This is a genomic window from Halomonas aestuarii (assembly GCF_001886615.1).
GTDB lineage: Bacteria > Pseudomonadota > Gammaproteobacteria > Pseudomonadales > Halomonadaceae > Halomonas > Halomonas aestuarii.
On sequence record NZ_CP018139.1, the window covers coordinates 1702050 to 1722866 of the forward strand.

General features: G+C 66.9%; 20 protein-coding genes. 2 read left to right on the top strand and 18 right to left on the bottom strand.

Annotation, left to right across the window (positions count from 1 at the left end; translation table 11 throughout):
* Window positions 1-84: 84 nt before the first annotated feature.
* Window positions 85-978 carry a LysR substrate-binding domain-containing protein gene (locus BOX17_RS07805; RefSeq protein ID WP_071943331.1) on the bottom strand — a complete coding sequence of 298 codons (894 nt, stop codon included), beginning with the start codon at window positions 976-978 and terminating at the stop codon, window positions 85-87.
* A 329-nt stretch (window positions 979-1307) separates the two neighbouring features.
* On the opposite strand from BOX17_RS07805, the gene hglS reads away from it, so the two are divergent.
* Window positions 1308-2669 (top strand): 2-oxoadipate dioxygenase/decarboxylase HglS, encoded by a 1362-nt coding sequence (gene hglS, locus BOX17_RS07810; protein WP_071943333.1) that lies wholly within the window; start codon window positions 1308-1310, stop codon window positions 2667-2669.
* Window positions 2670-2673: 4 nt separating this feature from the next.
* Here the strand turns inward: hglS and BOX17_RS07815 are convergent, their stop codons facing one another.
* The gene (locus tag BOX17_RS07815; RefSeq protein ID WP_244272271.1) at window positions 2674-3555 is read right to left on the bottom strand and encodes a LysR family transcriptional regulator; all 882 of its coding nucleotides are present in this window, start codon (window positions 3553-3555) and stop codon (window positions 2674-2676) included.
* A gap of 93 nt (window positions 3556-3648) precedes the next feature.
* Between BOX17_RS07815 and BOX17_RS07820 the strand changes: the two genes are divergently transcribed.
* Complete coding sequence (locus BOX17_RS07820; RefSeq protein WP_071943335.1) at window positions 3649-4884, top strand: oxidoreductase; 1236 nt, start codon at window positions 3649-3651, stop codon at window positions 4882-4884.
* Between the two features lie 104 nt (window positions 4885-4988).
* Here BOX17_RS07820 and glmS read toward each other — a convergent pair whose 3' ends face one another.
* The 16 genes from glmS to BOX17_RS07900 all read right to left on the bottom strand — a co-directional run bounded on the left by glmS (window position 4989) and on the right by BOX17_RS07900 (window position 20809).
* Window positions 4989-6824, bottom strand: a complete 1836-nt coding sequence (gene glmS / locus BOX17_RS07825) for a glutamine--fructose-6-phosphate transaminase (isomerizing) (RefSeq protein WP_071943337.1) — start codon at window positions 6822-6824, stop codon at window positions 4989-4991.
* Between the two features lie 11 nt (window positions 6825-6835).
* Window positions 6836-8218, bottom strand: coding sequence for a bifunctional UDP-N-acetylglucosamine diphosphorylase/glucosamine-1-phosphate N-acetyltransferase GlmU (gene glmU, locus BOX17_RS07830; protein ID WP_071943339.1), 1383 nt, complete (start codon window positions 8216-8218; stop codon window positions 6836-6838).
* A 30-nt stretch (window positions 8219-8248) separates the two neighbouring features.
* Window positions 8249-9361, bottom strand: a complete 1113-nt coding sequence (locus BOX17_RS07835; protein ID WP_071943341.1) for an FAD:protein FMN transferase — start codon at window positions 9359-9361, stop codon at window positions 8249-8251.
* A 1-nt stretch (window position 9362) separates the two neighbouring features.
* Window positions 9363-10166 carry an undecaprenyl-diphosphate phosphatase gene (locus BOX17_RS07840; protein WP_071943343.1) on the bottom strand — a complete coding sequence of 268 codons (804 nt, stop codon included), beginning with the start codon at window positions 10164-10166 and terminating at the stop codon, window positions 9363-9365.
* Between the two features lie 92 nt (window positions 10167-10258).
* A complete protein-coding gene (gene mgtE / locus BOX17_RS07845) occupies window positions 10259-11629 on the bottom strand; it encodes a magnesium transporter (protein ID WP_071943345.1) in 1371 nt (456 codons plus the stop codon).
* 136 nt (window positions 11630-11765) lie between these two features.
* Window positions 11766-12194, bottom strand: a complete 429-nt coding sequence (locus tag BOX17_RS07850) for a F0F1 ATP synthase subunit epsilon (protein WP_071943347.1) — start codon at window positions 12192-12194, stop codon at window positions 11766-11768.
* Between the two features lie 24 nt (window positions 12195-12218).
* On the bottom strand, window positions 12219-13595 hold the full coding sequence (gene atpD, locus BOX17_RS07855; protein WP_071943349.1) for a F0F1 ATP synthase subunit beta: 1377 nt from the start codon (window positions 13593-13595) through the stop codon (window positions 12219-12221).
* Between the two features lie 65 nt (window positions 13596-13660).
* Window positions 13661-14551, bottom strand: a complete 891-nt coding sequence (gene atpG, locus BOX17_RS07860) for a F0F1 ATP synthase subunit gamma (RefSeq protein WP_071943350.1) — start codon at window positions 14549-14551, stop codon at window positions 13661-13663.
* Between the two features lie 71 nt (window positions 14552-14622).
* Window positions 14623-16167, bottom strand: coding sequence for a F0F1 ATP synthase subunit alpha (gene atpA, locus BOX17_RS07865; protein ID WP_071943351.1), 1545 nt, complete (start codon window positions 16165-16167; stop codon window positions 14623-14625).
* 16 nt (window positions 16168-16183) lie between these two features.
* Window positions 16184-16723 carry a F0F1 ATP synthase subunit delta gene (locus BOX17_RS07870; protein ID WP_071943352.1) on the bottom strand — a complete coding sequence of 180 codons (540 nt, stop codon included), beginning with the start codon at window positions 16721-16723 and terminating at the stop codon, window positions 16184-16186.
* A gap of 11 nt (window positions 16724-16734) precedes the next feature.
* On the bottom strand, window positions 16735-17205 hold the full coding sequence (locus tag BOX17_RS07875) for a F0F1 ATP synthase subunit B (RefSeq protein WP_071943353.1): 471 nt from the start codon (window positions 17203-17205) through the stop codon (window positions 16735-16737).
* Between the two features lie 64 nt (window positions 17206-17269).
* Entirely contained in the window at window positions 17270-17518 is a 249-nt protein-coding gene (gene atpE, locus BOX17_RS07880; protein ID WP_071943354.1) for a F0F1 ATP synthase subunit C, read from the bottom strand.
* A 67-nt stretch (window positions 17519-17585) separates the two neighbouring features.
* Complete coding sequence (gene atpB, locus BOX17_RS07885) at window positions 17586-18449, bottom strand: F0F1 ATP synthase subunit A (protein ID WP_071943355.1); 864 nt, start codon at window positions 18447-18449, stop codon at window positions 17586-17588.
* Window positions 18450-18463: 14 nt separating this feature from the next.
* Window positions 18464-18850: an ATP synthase subunit I gene (locus BOX17_RS07890; RefSeq protein ID WP_071943356.1), complete on the bottom strand. Its 387-nt coding sequence runs from the start codon at window positions 18848-18850 to the stop codon at window positions 18464-18466.
* Window positions 18851-19082: 232 nt separating this feature from the next.
* Entirely contained in the window at window positions 19083-19997 is a 915-nt protein-coding gene (locus tag BOX17_RS07895; protein ID WP_071943357.1) for a ParB/RepB/Spo0J family partition protein, read from the bottom strand.
* A 41-nt stretch (window positions 19998-20038) separates the two neighbouring features.
* Window positions 20039-20809 carry a ParA family protein gene (locus tag BOX17_RS07900; protein WP_071943359.1) on the bottom strand — a complete coding sequence of 257 codons (771 nt, stop codon included), beginning with the start codon at window positions 20807-20809 and terminating at the stop codon, window positions 20039-20041.
* Window positions 20810-20817: the final 8 nt, after the last annotated feature.

Here is a 20817-nt window from a genome sequence, read left to right on the forward strand (position 1 = left end):
CCTCTCGTCGACGCCAGCATGGTGGGGAGGGAGACGGATTATCCCGGTCTCCCCTGCCCGTGACCAGCCGGGCGTGGCGGGCACTCAAGGGCGTCGGGCGCAGGACAGGATATGTGACACGAAGTGGCGAACCTTGGCGAGTTCGCCGAGGGGTTCGGGATAGACCAGGTAATAGGCATCGGGCCCCCGGAGGACATGGGGCCAGGCGAGCCGCAGTCGCCCCGTGGCGAGCTCGTCCTCGACCAGGAAACGCGGCACCAGCGCCAGGCCGCCGCCCGCCATCACGGTGCGCAGCAGCATCTGGAAGGTCTCGAAGCGCGTGCCGTGATAGCTGCGATGGGTGGTGATGCCCTGCTCGGCAAACCAGCGGTGCCAGGCATCGGGCCGGGTGGAGAGATGCAGCAGGCGCGCCTCGATCAGATCCGTGGCCAGGGCCGGCCGCCGCCGATCAAGATAGTCCGGGGCTCCCACCGCGACCACCTCCTCGTCGAACAGCTTGTGGCATTCCAGGTTGGGCCAGCGGCCATGGCCATGAAAGAAGGCCACCTCGATGTCTTCCTGCTCGAGATCGAAGGCCTGGACCCGATCGGTGACGTTCAGGCTGATGCGCGGATGCGCCTCGAGGAAGGCTGGCAGGTGGGCCGTCAGCCAGGCGGTGCCGAAGGTCGGCAGGGTCGCCACCCGCAGCACCTCGCTATGCCCGCTGTAGGTCATGATGGTGTTCGCCGACATCTCGATCTGCGCCAGGATCTTGCGCACCTCGGTGAGGTACAGCGACCCCTCCGGGGTCAGGACCAGGCTGCGCCGCACGCGACGGAACAGGCGGTGCTGGAGGTAGCGTTCGAGCTGCGCGACCTGCTTGCTCACCGCACTCTGGGTCAGGCACAGCTCCTCGGCCGCCCGGGTGAAGCTCATGTGCCGGGCCGCCGCCTCGAAGCATTGCAGGGTGGTGGTCGAGGGGAGATGGCGTGCCGTCATGGCGCGGCGATTCCTGACGAAAGAAGCGATGCGGGCCCATCGCGACGCACGGGGGAAACATTCTTTAAGGGCATGATGTTGACGCTGACTCCCCTGACAATTGGCTCATTGAGCCCATATTCTGGCGCACCGGGGCGATCCACCCAACCCATGCATGAATCATTGGAATGTATAGCGCGTTTTTTTTCGTTTGTCGTCCCGCCGGGCAGATGGTTTGATCTGGCCATTTCGCCATCACCTGCCGCCGCCCGAGTCGGGGGTGCCCCCTGCCGATGGCAGGGGGTGGGACTGGTGATGCCGGCTACCCATGACGCCCAGGAGGCATGACGATGTCGAACACTTCCCTCGTTTCTCCCGACGAGATCCGCGACCGCTTCTCGACGGCCATGTCGGCCATGTACCAGGCCGAGGTGCCCCAGTACGAGACCCTGCTCGCGCTGGTGGCGCAGGTGAATCGCGAGACCCTCGAACGCGACCCGGCGCTGGCGGAGCGCCTCCGGGCCCATGATGAGCTGAATCGCCTCGGCGTCGAGCGTCACGGCGCCATCCGGGTGGGCACCGCGGACGAGCTCGCCATGCTGCGTCGGCTGTTCGCCGTCATGGGCATGCAACCGGTGGGGTACTACGACCTGTCACAGGCCGGCGTGCCGGTGCACTCCACGGCCTTTCGCCCCGTCGATGACGCGGCGCTGGCCCGCAACCCCTTCCGGGTCTTCACCTCGCTGCTGCGCCTGGAGCTGATCGAGCGTCCGGCGCTTCGCGAGCGGGCCGAGGCGATCCTGGCCGAGCGGGACATCTTCACTCCCGGCGCCCGAAAGCTGATCGCGCTCAGCGAAGCCCAGGGTGGCCTCGACGATGACCAGGCCGAGCGCTTCGTCAGCGAGGCGCTGGAGACCTTTCGCTGGCACCGCGACGCCACCGTGGACCTCGACACCTACGAGGCGCTGCACGCCGAGCACCGGCTGATCGCCGACGTGGTCTGCTTCCGCGGCCCCCACATCAACCACCTGACCCCGCGCACCCTGGACATCGACGAGGTCCAGGCGCGCATGCCGGCCGCCGGCATGAACGCCAAGGACGTCATCGAGGGACCGCCCCGTCGCGACTGCCCGATCCTGCTGCGCCAGACCAGCTTCAAGGCCCTCGAGGAGCCGACCCGTTTCAAGGGCGAGCGCCGGGGCACCCATACGGCCCGCTTCGGCGAGATCGAGCAGCGCGGCGTGGCCCTGACCGAGAAGGGCCGGGCGCTCTATGACCGCCTGCTCGGCGTCTCCCGGGAGAAGACCCACAGGCTCGCCAACGAGGCGCATCAGCGGGTGCTGGCCGAGGTCTTCGCCGCCTTTCCGGACAGCGAGGCGGTCCTGCGTCGCGAGGGGCTGGCCTTCTTCGAGTACCGGCTCACCGACGCCGGGCGCGCGGCCGAGGCCGGCCATGAGACCGATCTGGAGGCGCTGATCGAGCAGGGGCTGGTGACGGCCCGACCGATCACCTACGAGGACTTCCTGCCGGTCAGCGCGGCGGGCATCTTCCAGTCGAACCTGGGCGGAGCGCAGAACGACGCCTACGACGGCCAGGCCAACCGCGAGGCCTTCGAGTCCGCCCTGGGCGCCGCCGTCACCGACGAGTTCGCGCTCTATGCCGAGCGCGAGGCCGCCTCGAAGGAAAGGGTACTCAAGGCGCTGAGGCGCTGAGCCCTCACGAAAAGTGTTCCAACAGGAAGTCGATCAAGGCGCGCACCCGCCTGGACAGGAGGGTCGTCTCCGGCCGAACGAGGGAAATGGCAGTTCCATTATCCGTGTCACGATAGGCATCCAGCAGGGTGTGGAGCCGGCCGGCCGCGAGATCTTCCGCCACCATGTAGCAGGGCAGGCAGGCGATGCCCCGCCCATGCAGGCAGGCGGCATACAGGGTCTCCAGGGAGTTGGACAGGAAACCGGGATGCCCGCGGAGGCTCTCGCTTAGCCCCCACATGGAGACGCCCCGGGACAGGTTCAGGAACAGGCAGGTATGGTCCACCAGGTCGGCGGGCACAACCGGCCAGCCGTGTCGCGCCAGGTAGCCAGGCGCGGCGCAGATCAGCCGGGGGTGGGTGGTGAGCCTTCGGGCGATCAGGCCGGAATCGTTCAGGGAGGCACTGCGGACCGCCAGATCCATGCCCTCGTGCACCAGGTCGACGATCGCATCGGTGAGCGTCAGGTCGATCTCCACGGCCGGGTAGCGATCCATGAAGGCCAGCAGCAGCGGCATCAGTTGCTGCCTGCCGAGCGCCGTCGGCGCGGTGACCCGGATGCGCCCCCTGAGCTCCCCCATCCCCTCGACGATCTCCTCCTCCACGCGCCTGAGCCGGGCCAACAGCTCCCGGGTTTCGCTGGCGTAGGTCTCGCCGGCCTCGGTCAGGCGCATCTGTCGCGTGGAACGCAGGATCAAGGCAGTTCCCAGGCGCTGTTCCAGACGGGCAATGCGCTTGCTGACCGCCGAGTGGGTGATGCCCAGCTGGCGAGCGGCTCCCGAGAAGGTGCCTGCCTCCACGACCGCATGGAAGATGGCGAGTTCGGTGTCCGGTTTCATCTGTTCCATATGCTCACAGCTCCTGTGCCTCGGCAACGGATTATCAGCGATCGAGGCGACTGGCACGATAAGGGCAGTTTCTGAACGTCCAAGGAGTGCCGCATGACCGAGTCGAGCTTCTGCGCCGACACGGCGCCCGCAAACGATGCCGACATCCTCTTTACCCCCCTGACCCTACCCTGCGGCAGGGTACTGAAGAACCGCATCGCCAAGGCGGCGATGTCGGATTCCCTGGGGGATGGCACCGGCCACCCCACGGCCATCCAATGCAGGCTCTACCAGCGCTGGGCCGAAGGCGGGGTCGCCCTTTCCCTGATCGGTGAGGTGCAGGGCCGGCCCGATGTCGCCGAGAAGCCCGGCAACCTGGTCCTGAACGCCCAGTCGGACATGGAGAGATTCCAGCGGCTCGCGTGTTGCGGTAGCCAGAACGGTAGCGACCTGTGGCTGCAGCTGGGCCATGCGGGGGCGATGGCCTATCCGCCGACCAGCGTGCCCAAGGGCCCCAGTGCCCTCGATCTTCCCCGTCTCAGCTGTGAGGCCCTGAGCCTGGCCGAGATTCGCGCCCTGCCCTGCGAATTCGCCCACACGGCCCGCCTGGGCAAGGACGCCGGCTTCGGCGGCGTACAGATCCATGCAGCGCACGGCTTCCTGTTGAGCCAGTTCCTGTCGCCCCTGTTCAACAAGCGCGAAGACGCCTATGGCGGTTCGATCGACAACCGCCAGCGCTTGCTGATCGAGGTGATCCGGGCGGTGAGAGAAGCCGTGGGCCCGGCGTTTCCGGTCGCGGTCAAGCTCAATGCCACCGATCAGCTGGAAGGCGGCTTGACCCAGACGGATGCCCTCTCGGTGGTCGAGGCATTGGACCGGGAGCCCGTCGACCTGCTCGACATCAGCGGCGGCACCTACTTCCCAGGGGCGCGATCGGCCTCGGACGCGTCGGCGAGCGGGCCCTACTTCCTGGACTTCGCGCGGCAGGCTCGCGAGAGAACGTCGCTCCCCCTGATGCTGACCGGCGGCATCAAGACCCTGGCCCAGGCACGGGATGCCGTCGCCGAGGGCACCGTCGATCTCGTCGGCCTGGCGCGCGGCCTGGCGCTCGAGCCGGCCCTGCCCCACCGGTGGCGACACGGCCAATGCGCCACCCTGGTGTTCCCGCGCTTCGACACGGCTCCCGAGGGCGGCGTCACGGCCTGGTACACCCTGCGACTGACCCGGCTCGGTGAGGATCGGGACGCCGAATCGGCCAGCACCCTCGAAGCGGCGCTATCCGACTACGAGGCACGGGATCGGGCACGCACGACGACCTGGAACCGCCACTTCGCCTCTCCCTCCGACTGACGACAAGACGCCGGCGCCCCTCGCCGAACGGATCGACAAGGGGCGCCGGCGCTGAAGGGCCACTCACTGGCCTGCTCTCCATGGAGGAAAGCAGGCCGCTGGCCTTATTCCACCGTCACGGACTTGGCGAGGTTGCGCGGCTGGTCGACGTCGGTGCCCTTGAGAACCGCCACGTGGTAGCTGAGCAGCTGCAGCGGCACGGTGTAGAGGATCGGCGCCAGTGCCTCGTGGACATGGGGCAGGTGCAGGACATGCACCCCCTCCTCCTCGGCCAGCCCCACCTGCTCGTCGGCGAAGACGAACAGCTCGCCCCCGCGGGCCCGCACCTCCTGGAGGTTGGACTTGAGCTTGTCGAGCAGCTCGTCGTTGGGCGCCACCGAGATGACCGGCATCTCGCTGTCGACCAGCGCCAGGGGACCGTGCTTGAGCTCCCCCGCCGGGTAGGCCTCGGCGTGGATGTAGGAGATCTCCTTGAGCTTCAGCGCCCCCTCCAGGGCGATGGGGAAGTGGGCCCCGCGGCCCAGGAAGAGCGCATGGTGCTTCTCGGCGAAGGCCGTGCCGAGGGCCTCGATGGCCGGGTCCAGCTCGAGGACCCGCGCCACCAGCCCCGGCAGGCCGCGCAGGGCCTCGACCAGGGTCGCCTGTTCGCCGGCATCGAGGCCGCGGACCCGACCCAGCGCCAGGGTCAGCAGCATCAGGGCGGTGAGCTGGGTGGTGAAGGCCTTGGTGGAGGCCACGCCGATCTCGGGCCCGGCCTGGGTCATCAGGGTCAGGTCCGACTCGCGCACCAGGGAGCTGCCCGGCACGTTGCAGATCGCCAGGCTGGCCAGGTAGCCGCGTGCCCGCGCGAAACGCAGCGCCGCCAGGGTGTCGGCGGTCTCGCCGGACTGGGAGAGCGTCACGAACAGGGTGCCCTCGGGGACCACCACCTGGCGATAGCGATACTCCGAGGCGACCTCCACCTGCACCGGCACCCCGGTATAGCGCTCCAGCCAGTAACGGGCCACCATGCCCGCGTGGTAGCTGGTGCCGCAGGCCACGATATGGATCTGCTTCACCTGCCCGAACAGCGCCTCGGCGTCGGGGCCGAAGCTCTCCACCAGCACCGAGCGCTCGCCCAGGCGACCCTCCAGGGCGGCGGCGATCACCGCCGGCTGCTCGTGGATCTCCTTGAGCATGAAGTGGCGGTAGTCGCCCTTGCTGGCGGCCCCGTCGCCATGCTCGAAGGTCTGCACCTCACGCTCGACCGCGTACCCGTCGGCATCGACCACCTTGATCACCCCGCCGCGGGAGAGACGCACCGCGTCGCCCTCCTGCAGGTAGACGAAGCGGTCGGTGACCTGCAGGAGGGCCAGCGGGTCGGAGGCGAGGAAGGCCTCGTCGATCCCCACGCCCACCACCAGGGGGCTGCCCTTGCGCGCGCCGATGACCACGTCGGGCTCGTCGGCATGGATCACGCCCAGGGCATAGGCACCGTCGAGATGGGCCAGCACCCCCTGCACCGCGGTGAGCAGGTCGCCGACCCGGCGACTCTCCCGCTCCAGCAGGTGGGCGATCACCTCGGTATCGGTTTCCGAGGTGAAGACGTAGCCTTCCCCCTCGAGCTCCCGGCGCAGGGCCTCGTGGTTCTCGATGATGCCGTTGTGCACCACCGCCAGACGCTCGCCGGACTGGTGGGGGTGGGCATTCTGCTCGCTGGGGCGGCCATGGGTCGCCCAGCGGGTATGGGCAATGCCGCTGTGGCCCGGCAGCGGCTCGGCGGCGAGACGCTCCTCCAGGGCCGCCACCTTGCCCAGCGCCCGCTGGCGCTGCAGCTGCCCCTGGGGCGAGCGCACCGTCATCCCGGCGGAGTCATAGCCGCGGTACTCCAGGCGCTTCAGGCCCTCCAGCAGGATGCCCTGGACGTTGCGCTCGGCAACGGCACCGACGATTCCACACATACGAAGTCTCCTCAGGGTTCTTGGCGCTTGCTGGGCCGCGGCCAGTCGGGCTTGCTGATCTGGCGGCCGCGCGTGACCGCCAGGGCGTTATCGGGCACGTCCTTGGCGATGGTGGAGCCGGCGCCCACGGTGGCGCCGCGTCCCACGCTCACCGGCGCCACCAGGGCGGTGTTGGAGCCGATGAAGGCCCCGTCGGCGATGTCAGTATGGTGCTTGTTGGCGCCATCGTAGTTGCAGGTGATGGTGCCGGCGCCGACGTTGACGTCACGTCCCAGCCTCGCGTCGCCGACGTAGCTCAGGTGATTGATCTTGCTGCCCTCGCCCACCTCGGCGTTCTTGGTCTCGACGAAGTTCCCGACCCGGGCGCCCACTGCCAGCCGTGAGCCGGGCCGCAGCCGAGCGAAGGGCCCGATGCGGTTGCGGCCGGCCGCCACGGCGCCCTCGAGGACGCTATGGGCCTCGACCACCGTCTCGGCGCCGACATGGCTGTCGCGGATCACGCAGTGGGGACCGATCCGCACCCCCTCGCCTAGCTCCACGTCGCCCTCGAAGATGCAGCCCACGTCGATCTCGACGTCGTGGCCGCAGGTCAGGCGTCCCCGGACATCCAGGCGCGCCGGGTCGAGCAGCGCCACTCCCTGCTCCATCAGGCGTTCGGCGATGTCGTGCTGGAGGGCGCGCTCCAGGCGGGCCATCTGGGCCCGGTTGTTGACCCCCTCGACCTCCTGGGGGCGCGCCGGCTGGGCGGTGGCGATCCTCACGCCCTCGGCCGCGGCCATGGCGATGATGTCGGTGAGGTAGTACTCGCCCTGGGCGTTGTCGGCGGAGAGCCGGGGCAGCCAGCGGCGCAGCTGGGAGGCGGTCATGGCCATGATGCCGGTGTTGCATTCGCTCACGGCCCGCTCGGTCTCGGAGGCGTCCTTTTGCTCGACGATCGCCACCACCTCGCCGGCCTCGTTGCGCAGGATGCGCCCGTAGCCGGCCGGGTCGTCCAGGGTGACGGTGAGCAGGCCCAGGTGCTGCTCGTCGACCCGCGCCAGCAGATCGACCAGCGTCTCGCGGCGGATCAGCGGCACGTCGCCGTAGAGCACCAGCACCTTGCCCTCTCCGAGGCCATCCAGGGTCTGGGCCACGGCATGGCCGGTACCCCTCTGCTCGGCCTGCAGGGCGAAGCGCACCCGGCTCTCGGTCGGGGCCTCGGCCAGCGCCTCGCGCACAAGCTCGGCCCCATGGCCGACCACCACATGGGTGCGCTCGGCCTCGAGCCCCTCGGCGGTCTCGATCACGTGACGCACCATCGGCTTGCCGGCCAGTCGGTGCAGTACCTTGGGCAGGGTCGAGCGCATCCGGGTCCCCTGCCCGGCTGCCAGTATCACCACGTCGAGCGTCATCATGACTCCTTGTCCAGCATCATCTCATTTCCCCTATTCTAGGGGGCGTCCAGTATCCGCCGCCATGCCGGCCTCCGCGTCCTCGACCACCGTCACGCCCAGTTGGTCGAGGGTCGCGCGACCGAAGCGCTCGGCGAAGGCCGGGCTCGCAAGGCTCGCCCACCCTTCCCCCTGGCGCGCCAGCATCAGCACCGCGAGCCCGCGCTCCCGGGCCAGCGCCATGCCCTCCTCCTCGCCCAGCACCATCAGCGCCGTCGCCCAGGCATCGGCCCAGGCATCGGAGGGATGCACCACGGTCACCGAGGCGAGGCGATGCTCGATGGGGCGACCGGTGCGGGGGTCCAGGGTGTGGGAATAGCGCTGGCCGTCCTCCTCGAAGTAGTTGCGATAGTCGCCGGAGGTCGCCACCGCGATGTCCTCGAGGGCGAACACGTGCTGCGCCTCGGGCCGGCCGTCCCGGGGCACCTCGATGCCTATCCGCCAGGGCGCCGACTCGGCGTCCCGGTGGCCGCTCACCTTGATCTCGCCGCCCAGGTTGACCAGGTAGTCCTCAAGTCCCTGGCCATCGAGATAGGCGGCCACCCGATCGGTGGCATGCCCCTTGGCCACGCCGGAGAGGTCGACGAAGACGTCGCGCAGCCGTCGCGCCTTGCCCGCCTGGGCGTCAACCTCCAGGCTGTCCGGCCCGATCCTCGCCAGGCGTTCGGCCAGGACCGCGTCATCGGGCACCTCCCGGGGCCGGGCCTCGGGGCCGAAGCTCCACAGGTTGACCAGGTCGCCGATGGTCATGTCGAAGGCCCCGCCGCTGGCCTCGGCCACCGACTGGCCGCTGGCCAGCACCTCGATCAGCGGGTCGGAGAACGTCTGCCACTCCCCCGGGGGAGCCCGGTTGAGGGCCATGAGCTCCGAGTCATCGCGCCAGGTGGACATGGCGGCGTCCACCGCCTCGAGCTCGGCCAGGAATCCCTCTTCCAGGGCGTTGGCCTCGCCCTGGGTCAGGGGGTCGGCGATGCTCACCTGGTAGAAGGTGCCGAAGATCTCGCCCTCGAGGGTCACCGGGGAGTCCAGAGGGCGATCGCGCTCGGAACAGCCCGCCAGCATCAGGGCGAGCAGCAGGGACAGGAGAATCGGTCGCAGTACCGTCATGTCAGGCGCCTCCGAAGAGCCAGATCAGCGCGACACCCAGCACGAGGCGGTAGACCACGAAGGGCTGCATGCCGATCCGCTTGATGAAGGCCAGGAAGAAGTGGATGCACAGGTAGGCGCTGATGCCCGAGAGCAGGGCGCCGCCGGCCAGCGCCGCCCAGTCCACTGGCACCTTGGCTTCGAGGAGGTCCAGGGTCTTGAGGCCGCCGGCCAGGACGATGACCGGGATCGAGAGCAGGAAGGAGAAGCGTGCCGAGGCCTCACGGTTCAGGCCCAGCAGCAGCCCGGCCGTCATGGTGATACCGGACCGGGAAGTCCCCGGGATCAGCGCCAGAGCCTGGGCGAGGCCGATCCACAGGGCATCCCGCCAGGTCAGATGATATTCGTTGCGCGTGGCCCGACGGCGCCAGTCCGCGTAGGCCAGCAGCAGTCCGAAGACGATCAGGCCTCCAGCGATGACCATCGGCGAGCGCATGACCACCTCGATGGTGTCCTTGAAGGCGAGCCCCGCCAGCCCGACCGGGATGGTGGCCAGGATCACCCACCAGGCCAGGCGGGCCTCGTCGTCGGTCCCCCGCCCCGCCACGCTGCGACACCAGCTGGAGGTCATGCCCACCAGCTCATGGCGGAAGTAGAGCACCACCGCAGTCAGGCTGCCGATGTGCAGGGAAACGTCAAAGGCCAGCCCCTGGTCGTTCCAGTCGGTGAAGACCGGCACCAGGATCAGGTGGGCGGAACTGGAGATGGGCAGGAACTCGGTCAATCCCTGCACGATGGAGAGGACGAAGATCTGTAGCCAGTCCATGTAACGATCCGTTTGGAGTGGAAGGTGCCGGTGGGTGGAGGCCACAGAGGATACACATGCGTGGCCCGACTGTCCGTCTTTGACGGGTCGGGTCAGTTCACCGACAGCATGGCGGTGGCAAAGCCGAAGTAGATCAGCACCCCCGAGGCATCGATCAGGGTCGTGACCAGCGGGGCCGAGGCGGTGGCCGGATCCCAGCCCAGACGGTCGAGCACGAAGGGCAGGCACATGCCGAGCAGGCTGCCGAACAGCACGATGGCGATCATGCTCACCGCCACCACCATCGCCACCGTCTCGCCGGCCCGGATCATCCCGATGGGCGCCACCGCCAGGGCCATGGTCAGCCCCAGGGCGCCGGCCACCAGCAGTTCACGGCCCAGCAGCTTGCCCCAGTCCTTGATGCCCACGTCCCCGGTGGCCATGCCACGCACCATCAGGGTGGCCGCCTGGGCCCCGGCGTTGCCGCCGCTGCCGATCAGCAGCGGCAGGAAGAAGACCAGGGCCACCTGGGCGGCGATGGTCTCCTCGAAGTAGGCGATGCCGGCGCCGGAAAAGAGGTTGCCGAACACCAGCAGCACCAGCCAGGTCACCCGCTTGCGATAGAGGCTCCACAGCGGCACCCGGCTGACCCCGTCTTCCAGGGCGCCGATGGACATCCCCTTGTGGATATCCTCGGTGGCCTCGGACTCGACGACGTCCATGGCATCGTCGTGGGTGACGATGCCGACCAGGCGCTGCTCGGCGTCGAGCACGGGAAGGGCCAGCATGTCATAGCGAGCGACGATCCGCGCGACCTCCTCCTGGGGCACGTCCACCCTCGTGTGGATGACGTCATGGATCATCAGGTCGTCGACCCTGGCCCCGGGCCGGGCCACCATGAGCTGGCGCAGCGACATGGTGCCGGTGAGGCGGCCGTCGGGGTCGATGATATAGAGCTGATAGACCGTCTCGGCATCGGGAGCGGTCTGTCGCACCCGCATCATCGCCCGGGAGACCGTCATGCCGACGGGGATCGCCACATAGTCGGAGGTCATCAGGGCCCCGGCGGTCCCCTCCTCGTAGCTCGCCAGGCGCTTGAGCTCCTCCCGCTCCTGGTGGGCCATGCGCCTCAGCAGGGACTCGCGGCGATCGTCGCCCAGCGTCTTGAACAGGTCGGCCCGCTCGTCGGCCCCCATCTCCTCGAGCACCGACAGCAGGACCTCATCGTCCATCGCATCGGTGATCGCCAGCTGCTCGTCGCCCGGCAGGTGGCCGATCACGCTGGCACGCCGCTCCAGCGGCAACCGCGAGAGTAGCGCCAGGGCCCGGGGCAGCTCCTCGTCCTCCTCGATCAGCGTCTCGAGGATCTCGCCGATGTCCGCGGAGCGCAGCTCCGGCAGCAGGCTGCCCAGTCGCGCGTCGTCGTCCTCCAGGGCGGAGAGCAGCGTCGCCTTGTGGGCCTGGAGGGTATCGCTCAGTGACATGGGCACCTTCCCGTCGCGAGCCGGGGGACCGGACTCATGGACCGGCCGGGGAACGCTCGCGCTTCGATCGTCCAGACACGACGACGCCCCCCGGACAGGATCCAGGGGGCGTCGAGGTCAAGACACGGACCGGGTGTCAGCTCCGGCCGGACTTGCGACGCAGCTGCTGGATGGTACGCAGCTGTGCCATGGCTTCGGACAGTTCCGCGGCGGCATGGCTGTAGTCGAGTTCCGCGGACTTGTTGTCCATGTCCTTCAGCGCCTGCTGACGGGCCTCCTCGGCGGCCGCCTCGTCGAGGTCGTCGGCACGCACGGCGGTGTCAGCCAGCACGGTGACCACGTCGGGCTGCACCTCGAGGAAGCCGCCCGAGACGTAGAAGTGATCTTCCTCACCTCCGCCATGGACGATCCGGACCGGACCCGGCGACAGCTCGGTGAGCAGCGGCGTGTGCCCGGCCAGAATCCCGAGATCCCCCATGGCGCCAGCCGCCACGACCTGCTCGGCGGTACCGGAGTAGATCGAGGCCTCGGCGCTGACGATCTCGCACTTGAAGCTTTTCGTCATGATGACGTCTCCCAGGTGGAGCGATTACTTCATCTGGTTGGCTTTCTCGACGGCCTCGTCGATGGTGCCGACCATGTAGAAGGCCTGCTCGGGCAGCTCGTCATACTCGCCGTCGAGGATACCCTGGAAGCCACGGATGGTGTCCTTGAGGGACACGTACTTGCCGGGCGCCCCGGTGAAGACCTCAGCCACGAAGAACGGCTGCGACAGGAAGCGCTGGATCTTGCGCGCCCGGGACACGGCCAGCTTGTCCTCGTCAGACAGCTCGTCCATGCCCAGGATCGCGATGATGTCCTTGAGCTCCTTGTAGCGCTGCAGCACGTTCTGCACACCGCGAGCGGTGTTGTAGTGCTCCTCGCCGACGACCAGCGGGTCGAGCTGGCGAGAGGTGGAGTCCAGCGGGTCGATGGCCGGGTAGATGCCCAGCTCGGCGATCGAGCGCGCCAGTACCACGGTCGCATCGAGGTGCGAGAAGGTGGTCGCCGGAGACGGATCGGTCAGGTCATCCGCGGGCACGTAGACGGCCTGCACGGAGGTGATCGAGCCGGTCTTGGTGGAGGTGATGCGCTCCTGCAGGACACCCATCTCCTCGGCCAGGGTCGGCTGGTAGCCCACCGCGGACGGCATGCGACCCAGCAGGGCGGACACCTCGGTACCGGCCAGGGTGTAGCGGTAGATGTTGTCGACGAACAGCAGCACGTCACGGCCTTCATCGCGGAACTTCTCGGCGATGGTCAGGCCGGTCAGGGCAACGCGCAGGCGGTTCCCGGGCGGCTCGTTCATCTGACCGTAGACCAGCGACACCTTGTCGATGACGTTGGATTCGGTCATCTCGTGGTAGAAGTCGTTACCCTCACGGGTACGCTCACCCACGCCGGCGAACACGGAGTAGCCGCTGTGCTCGGTGGCGATGTTGCGGATGAGCTCCATCATGTTGACGGTCTTGCCCACGCCGGCGCCGCCGAACAGGCCGACCTTGCCGCCCTTGGCGAACGGGCACACCAGGTCGATGACCTTGATGCCGGTCTCCAGCAGCTCGCTGGAGGCCGCCTGGTCAGCGTAACCCGGGGCCTTGCGGTGGATGGGCATGCGCTCGGCCTCGCCGATCTCGCCCGCCTCGTCGATGGGCTCGCCCAGCACGTTCATGATGCGGCCCAGGGTCTCCTTGCCGACCGGCACGGAGATGGCGGCACCGGTGTTTTCGACCTCCAGGCCACGCTTGAGGCCCTCGGTGGTGCCCATGGCGATGGTGCGCACCACGCCGTCACCCAGCTGCTGCTGGGTCTCGAGAACGGTCCCGGTTTCCGAGACATTCAGCGCGTCGTAGACCTTGGGCACATCGTCCCGCGGAAACTCTACGTCAATCACCGCGCCGATGATTTGTACGATACGTCCGCTCATCTTGGTTCCTCTCAAATACCTGCAAATGAAACCTGCTTGCCGGGAGGGCTCTGCCCTCCCCGACGCTAAACGGCGGCGGCGCCACCGACGATCTCGGAGATTTCCTGGGTGATGGCCGCCTGACGGGCCTTGTTGTACACCAGCTCCAGGTCGTCGATCAGATTGCCGGCGTTGTCGGTGGCGCTCTTCATGGCGATCATGCGAGCGGCCTGCTCGCACGCCACGTTCTCGACCACCGCCTGATAGACCTGCGCCTCGACGAAACGCACGAGCAGGCTATCCAGCAGCGCCTTGGCATCCGGCTCATACAGGTAGTCCCAGCCACCGGGACGCTTGTTTTCCTCGTTGGACTCTTCCGCCCCCATCTCGGCCATGTCGGCCGACAGGGGCAGCAGCTGGCGAACCACCGGCTTCTGGGTCATGGTGTTGACGAACTCGTTGTACACCACGTAGAGGCGGTCCAGCTGGCCCTCGTCGTACGCATCCAGCATGACCTTCACGCTGCCGATCAGGTCGTCCGGATCCGGCGCCTCGCCCAGGCCGTTCTTGGCCGCGACCAGGTTGCCGCCGAACTTGCGGAAGAAGCTGGTGGCCTTGCTGCCCAGGGCACAGAAATCGAGTTCCGCGCCCTGGTCACGCTTGGCCTTGGCATCCTTCACCACGGACTTGAACAGGTTGACGTTGAGGCCACCGCACAGCCCGCGGTCGGAGGAGACCACGATGTAGCCGACCCGCTTGACCTCGCGCTCTTCCATCCACGGATGCCGGTATTCCGGGTTGGCATCGGCGACATGGCCCACGACGTTGCGGATCTGCTTGGCATAGGGCTGGCTGGCCTTCATCCGGTCCTGTGCCTTGCGCATCTTCGACGCAGCCACCATTTCCATGGCGCTGGTGATCTTCTGCGTGTTCTTGATGCTCCCGATCTGGGTGCGTATCTCTTTTGCAGCTGCCATAGCGATCTACCTTATCGTTCGTGGCCCTCAGAAAGCTCCAGGGCCCGCCCCGGAGGAGCGGGCCGTCGGCATTACCAGCTCTGAGTGGCCTTGAACTTCTCGAGACCGGTCTTGAGGCCTGACTTGATCTCGTCGCTGTAGTCGCCGGTCTGGTTGATCGTGTCGAGCAGATCGGCGTGCTCGGACTTCATGAAGTCCTGCAGCGCACGCTCGAAGGCCAGCACCTTGTTGACCTCGATATCCTCCAGGTAGCCCTCGTTGGCGGCATACAGGGAGATGGCCATCTCGGCCACGGACATCGGGGCATACTGGTTCTGCTTCATCAGCTCGGTGACGCGCTGACCGTGCTCCAGCTGCTTGCGCGTGGCCTCGTCCAGGTCGGAGGCGAACTGGGCGAAGGCCGCCAGCTCGCGGTACTGGGCCAGGGCCAGGCGCACGCTGCCGCCGAGCTTCTTGATAATCTTCGTCTGGGCCGAGCCGCCGACACGGGACACCGAGAGGCCGGCGTTGATGGCCGGACGGATGCCCGAGTTGAACAGGTCGGTCTCGAGGAAGATCTGACCGTCGGTGATGGAGATCACGTTGGTCGGCACGAAGGCGGAGACGTCGCCCCCCTGGGTCTCGATGATCGGCAGGGCCGTCAGCGAGCCGGTCTTGCCCTTCACCTCGCCGTTGGTGAACTTCTCGACGTAGTCGGGGTTCACGCGAGCGGCACGCTCGAGCAGGCGGGAGTGGAGGTAGAAGACGTCACCCGGGAAGGCTTCGCGACCCGGCGGACGACGCAGCAGCAGGGAGACCTGACGATAGGCCACGGCCTGCTTGGAGAGGTCGTCATAGACGATCAGGGCATCTTCGCCGCGATCGCGGAAGTACTCGCCCATGGTGCAGCCGGAGTAGGCGGCCAGGAACTGCATCGGGGCCGGGTCGGCAGCGCCGGCAGCAACCACGATGGTGTGTTCCATGGCGCCGTGCTCCTCGAGCTTGCGCACCACGTTGGCAATGGTCGACTGCTTCTGGCCGATGGCCACATAGACGCAGGTGACGCCCTTGCCTTTCTGGTTGATGATCGCGTCGATGGCGATGGCCGACTTGCCGATCTGGCGGTCGCCGATGATCAGCTCACGCTGGCCGCGGCCGATCGGCACCATGGCGTCGATGGACTTGAAACCGGTCTGGATCGGCTCGTCGACGGATTGGCGGGTGATGACGCCGGGGGCGACCTTTTCCACCGCGTCGGTCATCTTGGTGTTCAGATCACCCTTGCCGTCGATGGGGTTGCCCAGGGCATCGACCACGCGGCCGGCCAGTTCGGGACCCACCGGCACCTCGAGGATGCGCCCGGTACACTGGGCGGTCATGCCCTCTTCGAGCTGCAGGTAGTCACCGAGGACCACGGCGCCGACGTTGTCGCGCTCGAGGTTCAGCGTCATGCCGTAGATGCCGCCAGGGAACTCGATCATCTCGCCGAACATCGCGTCGGCCAGACCGTGGATCTGCACGATACCGTCAGACACGCTGACGATCGTTCCCTGATTGCGGGCTTCGGATGCGACATCCAGCTTCTCGATACGCTGCTTGATGATGTCGCTGATCTCGGAAGGATTCAGTTGCTGCATGCCATGTCCCTCAGACTCAGGCGGAAAGGGCCTCGTGGAGGCGGTTCAGTCTACCGCGTACCGAGCCGTCGATGACGGTGTCGCCGGCACGCAGGATGACGCCCCCCAGGAGGGTGGAATCCACCTGAGTGGTAATGGAGATTTCGCGGTTCAGACGCTTGGCCAGTGCACTCGCGAGCTTGTCCTGCTGCGCATCGTCCAGCGGGAAGGCGGAGACGATGTTCACGTCCATGCGCCTCTCCTGCTGGGCCTTGAGCAGCGCGAATTGCTCGGCAATGGCCGGCAGCGCCGACAGGCGGCCCTTCTGGCCGACGAGCCGCAGGAAGTTGCGGACGGCGTCGCTCACGGCGTCGCCACAGACGTCGACGACCACGTCGGCCTTCTGGTTGCTCGACAGGCGTGGGTTGCCGAGCACGCGGCTGTGCATGTCGTCGTCTTTGACGACAAGCGCCGCGGTCTCGAGCATCCCGGCCCAGTCATCCAGCGCCTTCTGCTCAACAGCGTACTCGAAGGCCGCCTTGGCGTAGGGTCGAGCGACGGTAGACGTTTCCGCCATGGGTCACCTCCTCAAAGCTCTTTGGCGAGTTTGTCGACGAGCTTGCCGTGCTGCTTCTCGTCGATGGAGGATTCCAGGATTCGCTCCGCACCCACGATGGCGAGTCGCGATACCTGTACACGCAGCTCTTCCTTCGCGCGGTTCACTTCCTGCTCAATCTCGGACTTGGCGTTGGTGATCATGCGCTCGCCTTCCTGGCGGGCCTGCTCACGTGCCTCGTCGATCATCTGGTTGGACCGCTTGTGGGCCTGCTCCAGGATTTCGGCCGCCTGCTCCTTGCTCTCACGCAGGGTCTCGTTGGCCTGCTCTTCGGCCAGTTCGAGATCGCGTGATGCACGGCTGGCAGCATCCAGGCCATCGGCGATCTTCTTCTGGCGTTCCTGCAGAGCCTGCATGACCGGAGGCCAGACAAACTTCATGCAGAACCAGACGAAGAACGCAAAGGCGATAGCCTGGCCGATCAGGGTTAGGTTCAGGTTCACGCCAGCACCTCTCGCGTCACAGGTTTGGGGTTATCGTCACGACGGGTCTTGCGACCGTCGCGAGTTAACCGACAAACGGGTTGGCGAAGGTGAAGAACAGCGCGATACCCACACCGATCATGGTCACGGCGTCCAGCAGGCCGGCGACGATGAACATCTTGACCTGCAGCATCGGGATCATTTCCGGCTGGCGTGCGGCGCCTTCCAGGAACTTGCCGCCCAGGATACCGAAGCCGATGGCGGTGCCGAGGGCACCCAGGCCGATCAGCAGGGACACGGCGATCGCGGTCAGACCCAGAACTTGTGCTTCCATGGTGGTTCTCCAGTTTCAGTCGAGTGGTTTAGTGGTTATGGGTTGATGGTCTATCGGGTTGAAAAGGTCAGTGCTTCTCCACCGCCATCGCCAGGTAGACGATGGTCAGCATCATGAAGATGAAGGCCTGCAGGGTGATGACCAGGATGTGGAACACCGCCCAGGTGAAGTGCAGCGGCAGCTGCCAGAGGCCGATCATCGCGATCAGGATGAAGATCAGCTCGCCGGCATAGAGGTTGCCGAAGAGACGCAGCGCCAGTGAAATCGGCTTGGCGATCAGCGTCACGGTCTCGAGCAGGAAGTTGACCGGCACGAACAGCGCCTGCACCAGCTTGTTCGGGGAGTTGAACGGGTGCAGGGTCAGCTCGCCGATGAAGCCCGAGAAGCCTTTCTCGCGCACAGTGTAGAAGATGATCAGGGCGAAGACGGACAGGGCCATGCCCAGCGTCGCGTTGACGTCAGTGGTCGGCACCACCTTGAAGTAGACGTGCGCGGGATCCGCGCCGAACATGGCGCCCACCTTCTGGGCCAGCATCGGCAGGAAGTCCACCGGCACCAGGTCCATCAGGTTCATCAGGAAGACCCAGCAGAAGATCGTCAGCGACAGCGGCGCGATCAGCTTGCTCTTGCCATGGAAGGTGTCCTTCACGGAGTTGTCGACGAACTCGACCATCAGCTCGACGAAGTTCTGCACCCCGCCCGGAATGCCGGTGGTCGCGGCCTTGCCGACCTTGCGGAAGAGCCACAGGAACAGCAGACCGAGGCCGATCGACCAGCCCAGGGTGTCGAGATGCAGCGCCCAGAACCCCATATCGGAGGCTTCCTGAGCGGAATGGGCGATGGACCAGCCGTTTTCCGGGTGGTACCCGAAGGTCAGGTTCTGCAGGTGGTGCTGGATGTACTCCGTGGGAGTCGGGTTGTTGCCTGCCATGAGCTGCCTCGATTTCAGGTGTGTGACGGACGCCGCATCAGCCAGGGACCCAGCCAGTGAGCGAACAGCGTCACCACGTATGCGCCAAAGAAGAAAGCGGGGTTTGAGGGGGGCACTGCGATGAACACCAGCGTGAACAATGCCGCCGTCAAACCGAACTTGCCAGCCTCCGCCTTGTAGAAGCTGTTGACGATCTGTTTCGTGTGCCGGGCGCCCTGGAAGCGGAACATGCGCCAGGCAAAGTAGGCATTGGGAAGGAAGGCTACCATCCCGCCCAGCACGACCGAGGTGGCGAGGGGCATTCCGCCATACCAGGCCCCCAGGCTCGTCATGAGGCTGACCGTGAACAGCTGAGCCAGCAGCAGATTCTGGAAGCGCGGACGCTTGATGCTGGCCGCCATCGGCTTACCCCTGAAGTTGCCTCGTCGGCGCCATGGCGCCCCGGTTTGCCTCGAGACCGACGCGGCAGCGCCAACGTACAGTCCGGCGCGATTATAGGGAAGCCCCACCCAGGCTTCAACCGACAAAGCCGCTATCGCGCACGATATCTCGTTGCTCTACGACTAAAAGTCGATAAATTCGGCCAATTTGTTTAGCGGGCTAAATGGAATTCCACCCCGCCCCTTTCCGGGGTCAGCGGATGTGTTCGAGTATCCCGTCAAGCTCATCGAGGCTCGCATAGCGGATCGTCACGCGCCCCTTGCCGCCCCGTCCGTGCTGGATCTTCACCGGGGCACCGAGCACCTCGGCGAGGCGGGTCTCGAGGCCGGCAACATCCGCGGAGGGCGCCTCCCGCTGGGGCTTCGCCGGCTCACCGCTGGCCAGTCGCTTGACCAACGCCTCGGTGTCGCGAACGGTGAGGTCCTTGTTGACCACCTCGTGGGCGGCCTTGCGCTGCCGGGCCCCCGACAGGGCCAGCAGCGCCCGGGCATGGCCCATGTCCAGGTCGCCGCGCTCGAGCAGGGTCTGCACCTCGGGATCCAGCGTCAGCAGGCGCAGCAGGTTGGCCACCTGGGCACGGGAGCGGCCCACCGCATCGGCGGTCTGCTGCTGGGTCAGCGAGAACTCCTCGAGCAGCCGCTTCAGGGCCATCGCCTCCTCGACGGGGTTGAGGTCCTCGCGCTGGATGTTCTCGATCAGCGCCAGCGCCAGCGCCACCTCGTCGCTCACCTCGCGGATCACCGCGGGGATCACGTCGAGTTCGGCCAGCTGGGCGGCCCGCCAGCGGCGTTCACCGGCGATGATCTCGTAGCGGGCCTCGCCGACGGGACGCACCACGATCGGCTGCATCACGCCCTGGGCACGGATGGAGTCGGCGAGTTCCTCGAGGGCCTCGGGCTGGATGTCCCGTCGCGGCTGGTATTTACCGCGGGAGAGCTGCCCCAGCGGCAGACGCTCGAGGCGTTCTTCGGGCGCGGCCGCCTGTGGCGCGATGCTCTCGACGCCCTCCGAGATATCGACCTCGGGCAGGTCCAGGCTTTCACGACGGCGGGCATTGGCACCGATCAGGGCATCCAGGCCGCGTCCCAGGGCGCGTTTACGCGTCATCGACATTCCCTCATCACTACCAGCGGGGTTCGGCGGCCGGCCTACAGCGACAGGCGCCGGATCAGTTCCTTGGCCAGCACCCGATGGGCCTGGCTGCCTCGCGAGAAACGCGCGTACTTGGTGACCGGGAGCCCGTGGCTGGGGGCCTCGGCGACCCGTACGTTGCGCGGGATGGTGGTCTTGAGCAGTGCGTCGCCGAAGTAGTCGCGCAACTGCTTGCTGACATCCCGGGTCAGGCTGTTGCGGGCATCGAACATGGTGCGCAGGATACCGTAGATCTCGATCTGCGGATTGACGCTATCCTTGATCTGCTCAACGGTATCGAGCAGCGCGGAGAGCCCTTCCAGGGCATAGAACTCGCACTGCAGCGGGATCAGCACGCCATCGGCTGCAGTCAGGGCGTTGACGGTGAGCATGTTCAGCGAGGGCGGGCAGTCGATCAGCACCACGTCGTACTCGCCGGCCACCTCCTCCAGGGCCTTGACCAGGCTGCGCTCCCTGCCCTCTTCGCCGTCGAGCAGTTCCACCTCGGCGGCCGTCAGGTCGCCATTGCCGGGCAGCAGCGCATAGCCGGCCTGGGGGCAGTCGAGGATCACCTCGGTGGGGGTCTTCTCGCCGAGCACCACGTCAAGCACGCTGCCGTCCAGGTCATGCTTGTCGGCACCGCTGCCCATGGTGGCATGCCCCTGGGGATCCAGGTCGACCAGCAGCACGCGGCGATCCAGGGCCGCGAGGCTGGCGGCAAGGTTGACGGCGGTGGTGGTCTTCCCCACGCCGCCCTTCTGGTTGGTCAAGGCAATGATCTTGGTCACGTGCAACT

Excerpts from the sequence above, each read along its gene's own strand:
- BOX17_RS07805 (WP_071943331.1), bottom strand. The coding sequence starts at position 978 with ATGACGGCACGCCATCTCCCCTCGACCACCACCCTGCAATGCTTCGAG.
- hglS (WP_071943333.1), top strand. The coding sequence starts at position 1,308 with ATGTCGAACACTTCCCTCGTTTCTCCCGACGAGATCCGCGACCGCTTC.
- BOX17_RS07815 (WP_244272271.1), bottom strand. The coding sequence starts at position 3,555 with ATGGAACAGATGAAACCGGACACCGAACTCGCCATCTTCCATGCGGTC.
- BOX17_RS07820 (WP_071943335.1), top strand. The coding sequence starts at position 3,649 with ATGACCGAGTCGAGCTTCTGCGCCGACACGGCGCCCGCAAACGATGCC.
- glmS (WP_071943337.1), bottom strand. The coding sequence starts at position 6,824 with ATGTGTGGAATCGTCGGTGCCGTTGCCGAGCGCAACGTCCAGGGCATC.
- glmU (WP_071943339.1), bottom strand. The coding sequence starts at position 8,218 with ATGATGACGCTCGACGTGGTGATACTGGCAGCCGGGCAGGGGACCCGG.
- BOX17_RS07835 (WP_071943341.1), bottom strand. The coding sequence starts at position 9,361 with ATGACGGTACTGCGACCGATTCTCCTGTCCCTGCTGCTCGCCCTGATG.
- BOX17_RS07840 (WP_071943343.1), bottom strand. The coding sequence starts at position 10,166 with ATGGACTGGCTACAGATCTTCGTCCTCTCCATCGTGCAGGGATTGACC.
- mgtE (WP_071943345.1), bottom strand. The coding sequence starts at position 11,629 with ATGTCACTGAGCGATACCCTCCAGGCCCACAAGGCGACGCTGCTCTCC.
- BOX17_RS07850 (WP_071943347.1), bottom strand. The coding sequence starts at position 12,194 with ATGACGAAAAGCTTCAAGTGCGAGATCGTCAGCGCCGAGGCCTCGATC.
- atpD (WP_071943349.1), bottom strand. The coding sequence starts at position 13,595 with ATGAGCGGACGTATCGTACAAATCATCGGCGCGGTGATTGACGTAGAG.
- atpG (WP_071943350.1), bottom strand. The coding sequence starts at position 14,551 with ATGGCAGCTGCAAAAGAGATACGCACCCAGATCGGGAGCATCAAGAAC.
- atpA (WP_071943351.1), bottom strand. The coding sequence starts at position 16,167 with ATGCAGCAACTGAATCCTTCCGAGATCAGCGACATCATCAAGCAGCGT.
- BOX17_RS07870 (WP_071943352.1), bottom strand. The coding sequence starts at position 16,723 with ATGGCGGAAACGTCTACCGTCGCTCGACCCTACGCCAAGGCGGCCTTC.
- atpE (WP_071943354.1), bottom strand. The coding sequence starts at position 17,518 with ATGGAAGCACAAGTTCTGGGTCTGACCGCGATCGCCGTGTCCCTGCTG.
- atpB (WP_071943355.1), bottom strand. The coding sequence starts at position 18,449 with ATGGCAGGCAACAACCCGACTCCCACGGAGTACATCCAGCACCACCTG.
- BOX17_RS07890 (WP_071943356.1), bottom strand. The coding sequence starts at position 18,850 with ATGGCGGCCAGCATCAAGCGTCCGCGCTTCCAGAATCTGCTGCTGGCT.
- BOX17_RS07895 (WP_071943357.1), bottom strand. The coding sequence starts at position 19,997 with ATGACGCGTAAACGCGCCCTGGGACGCGGCCTGGATGCCCTGATCGGT.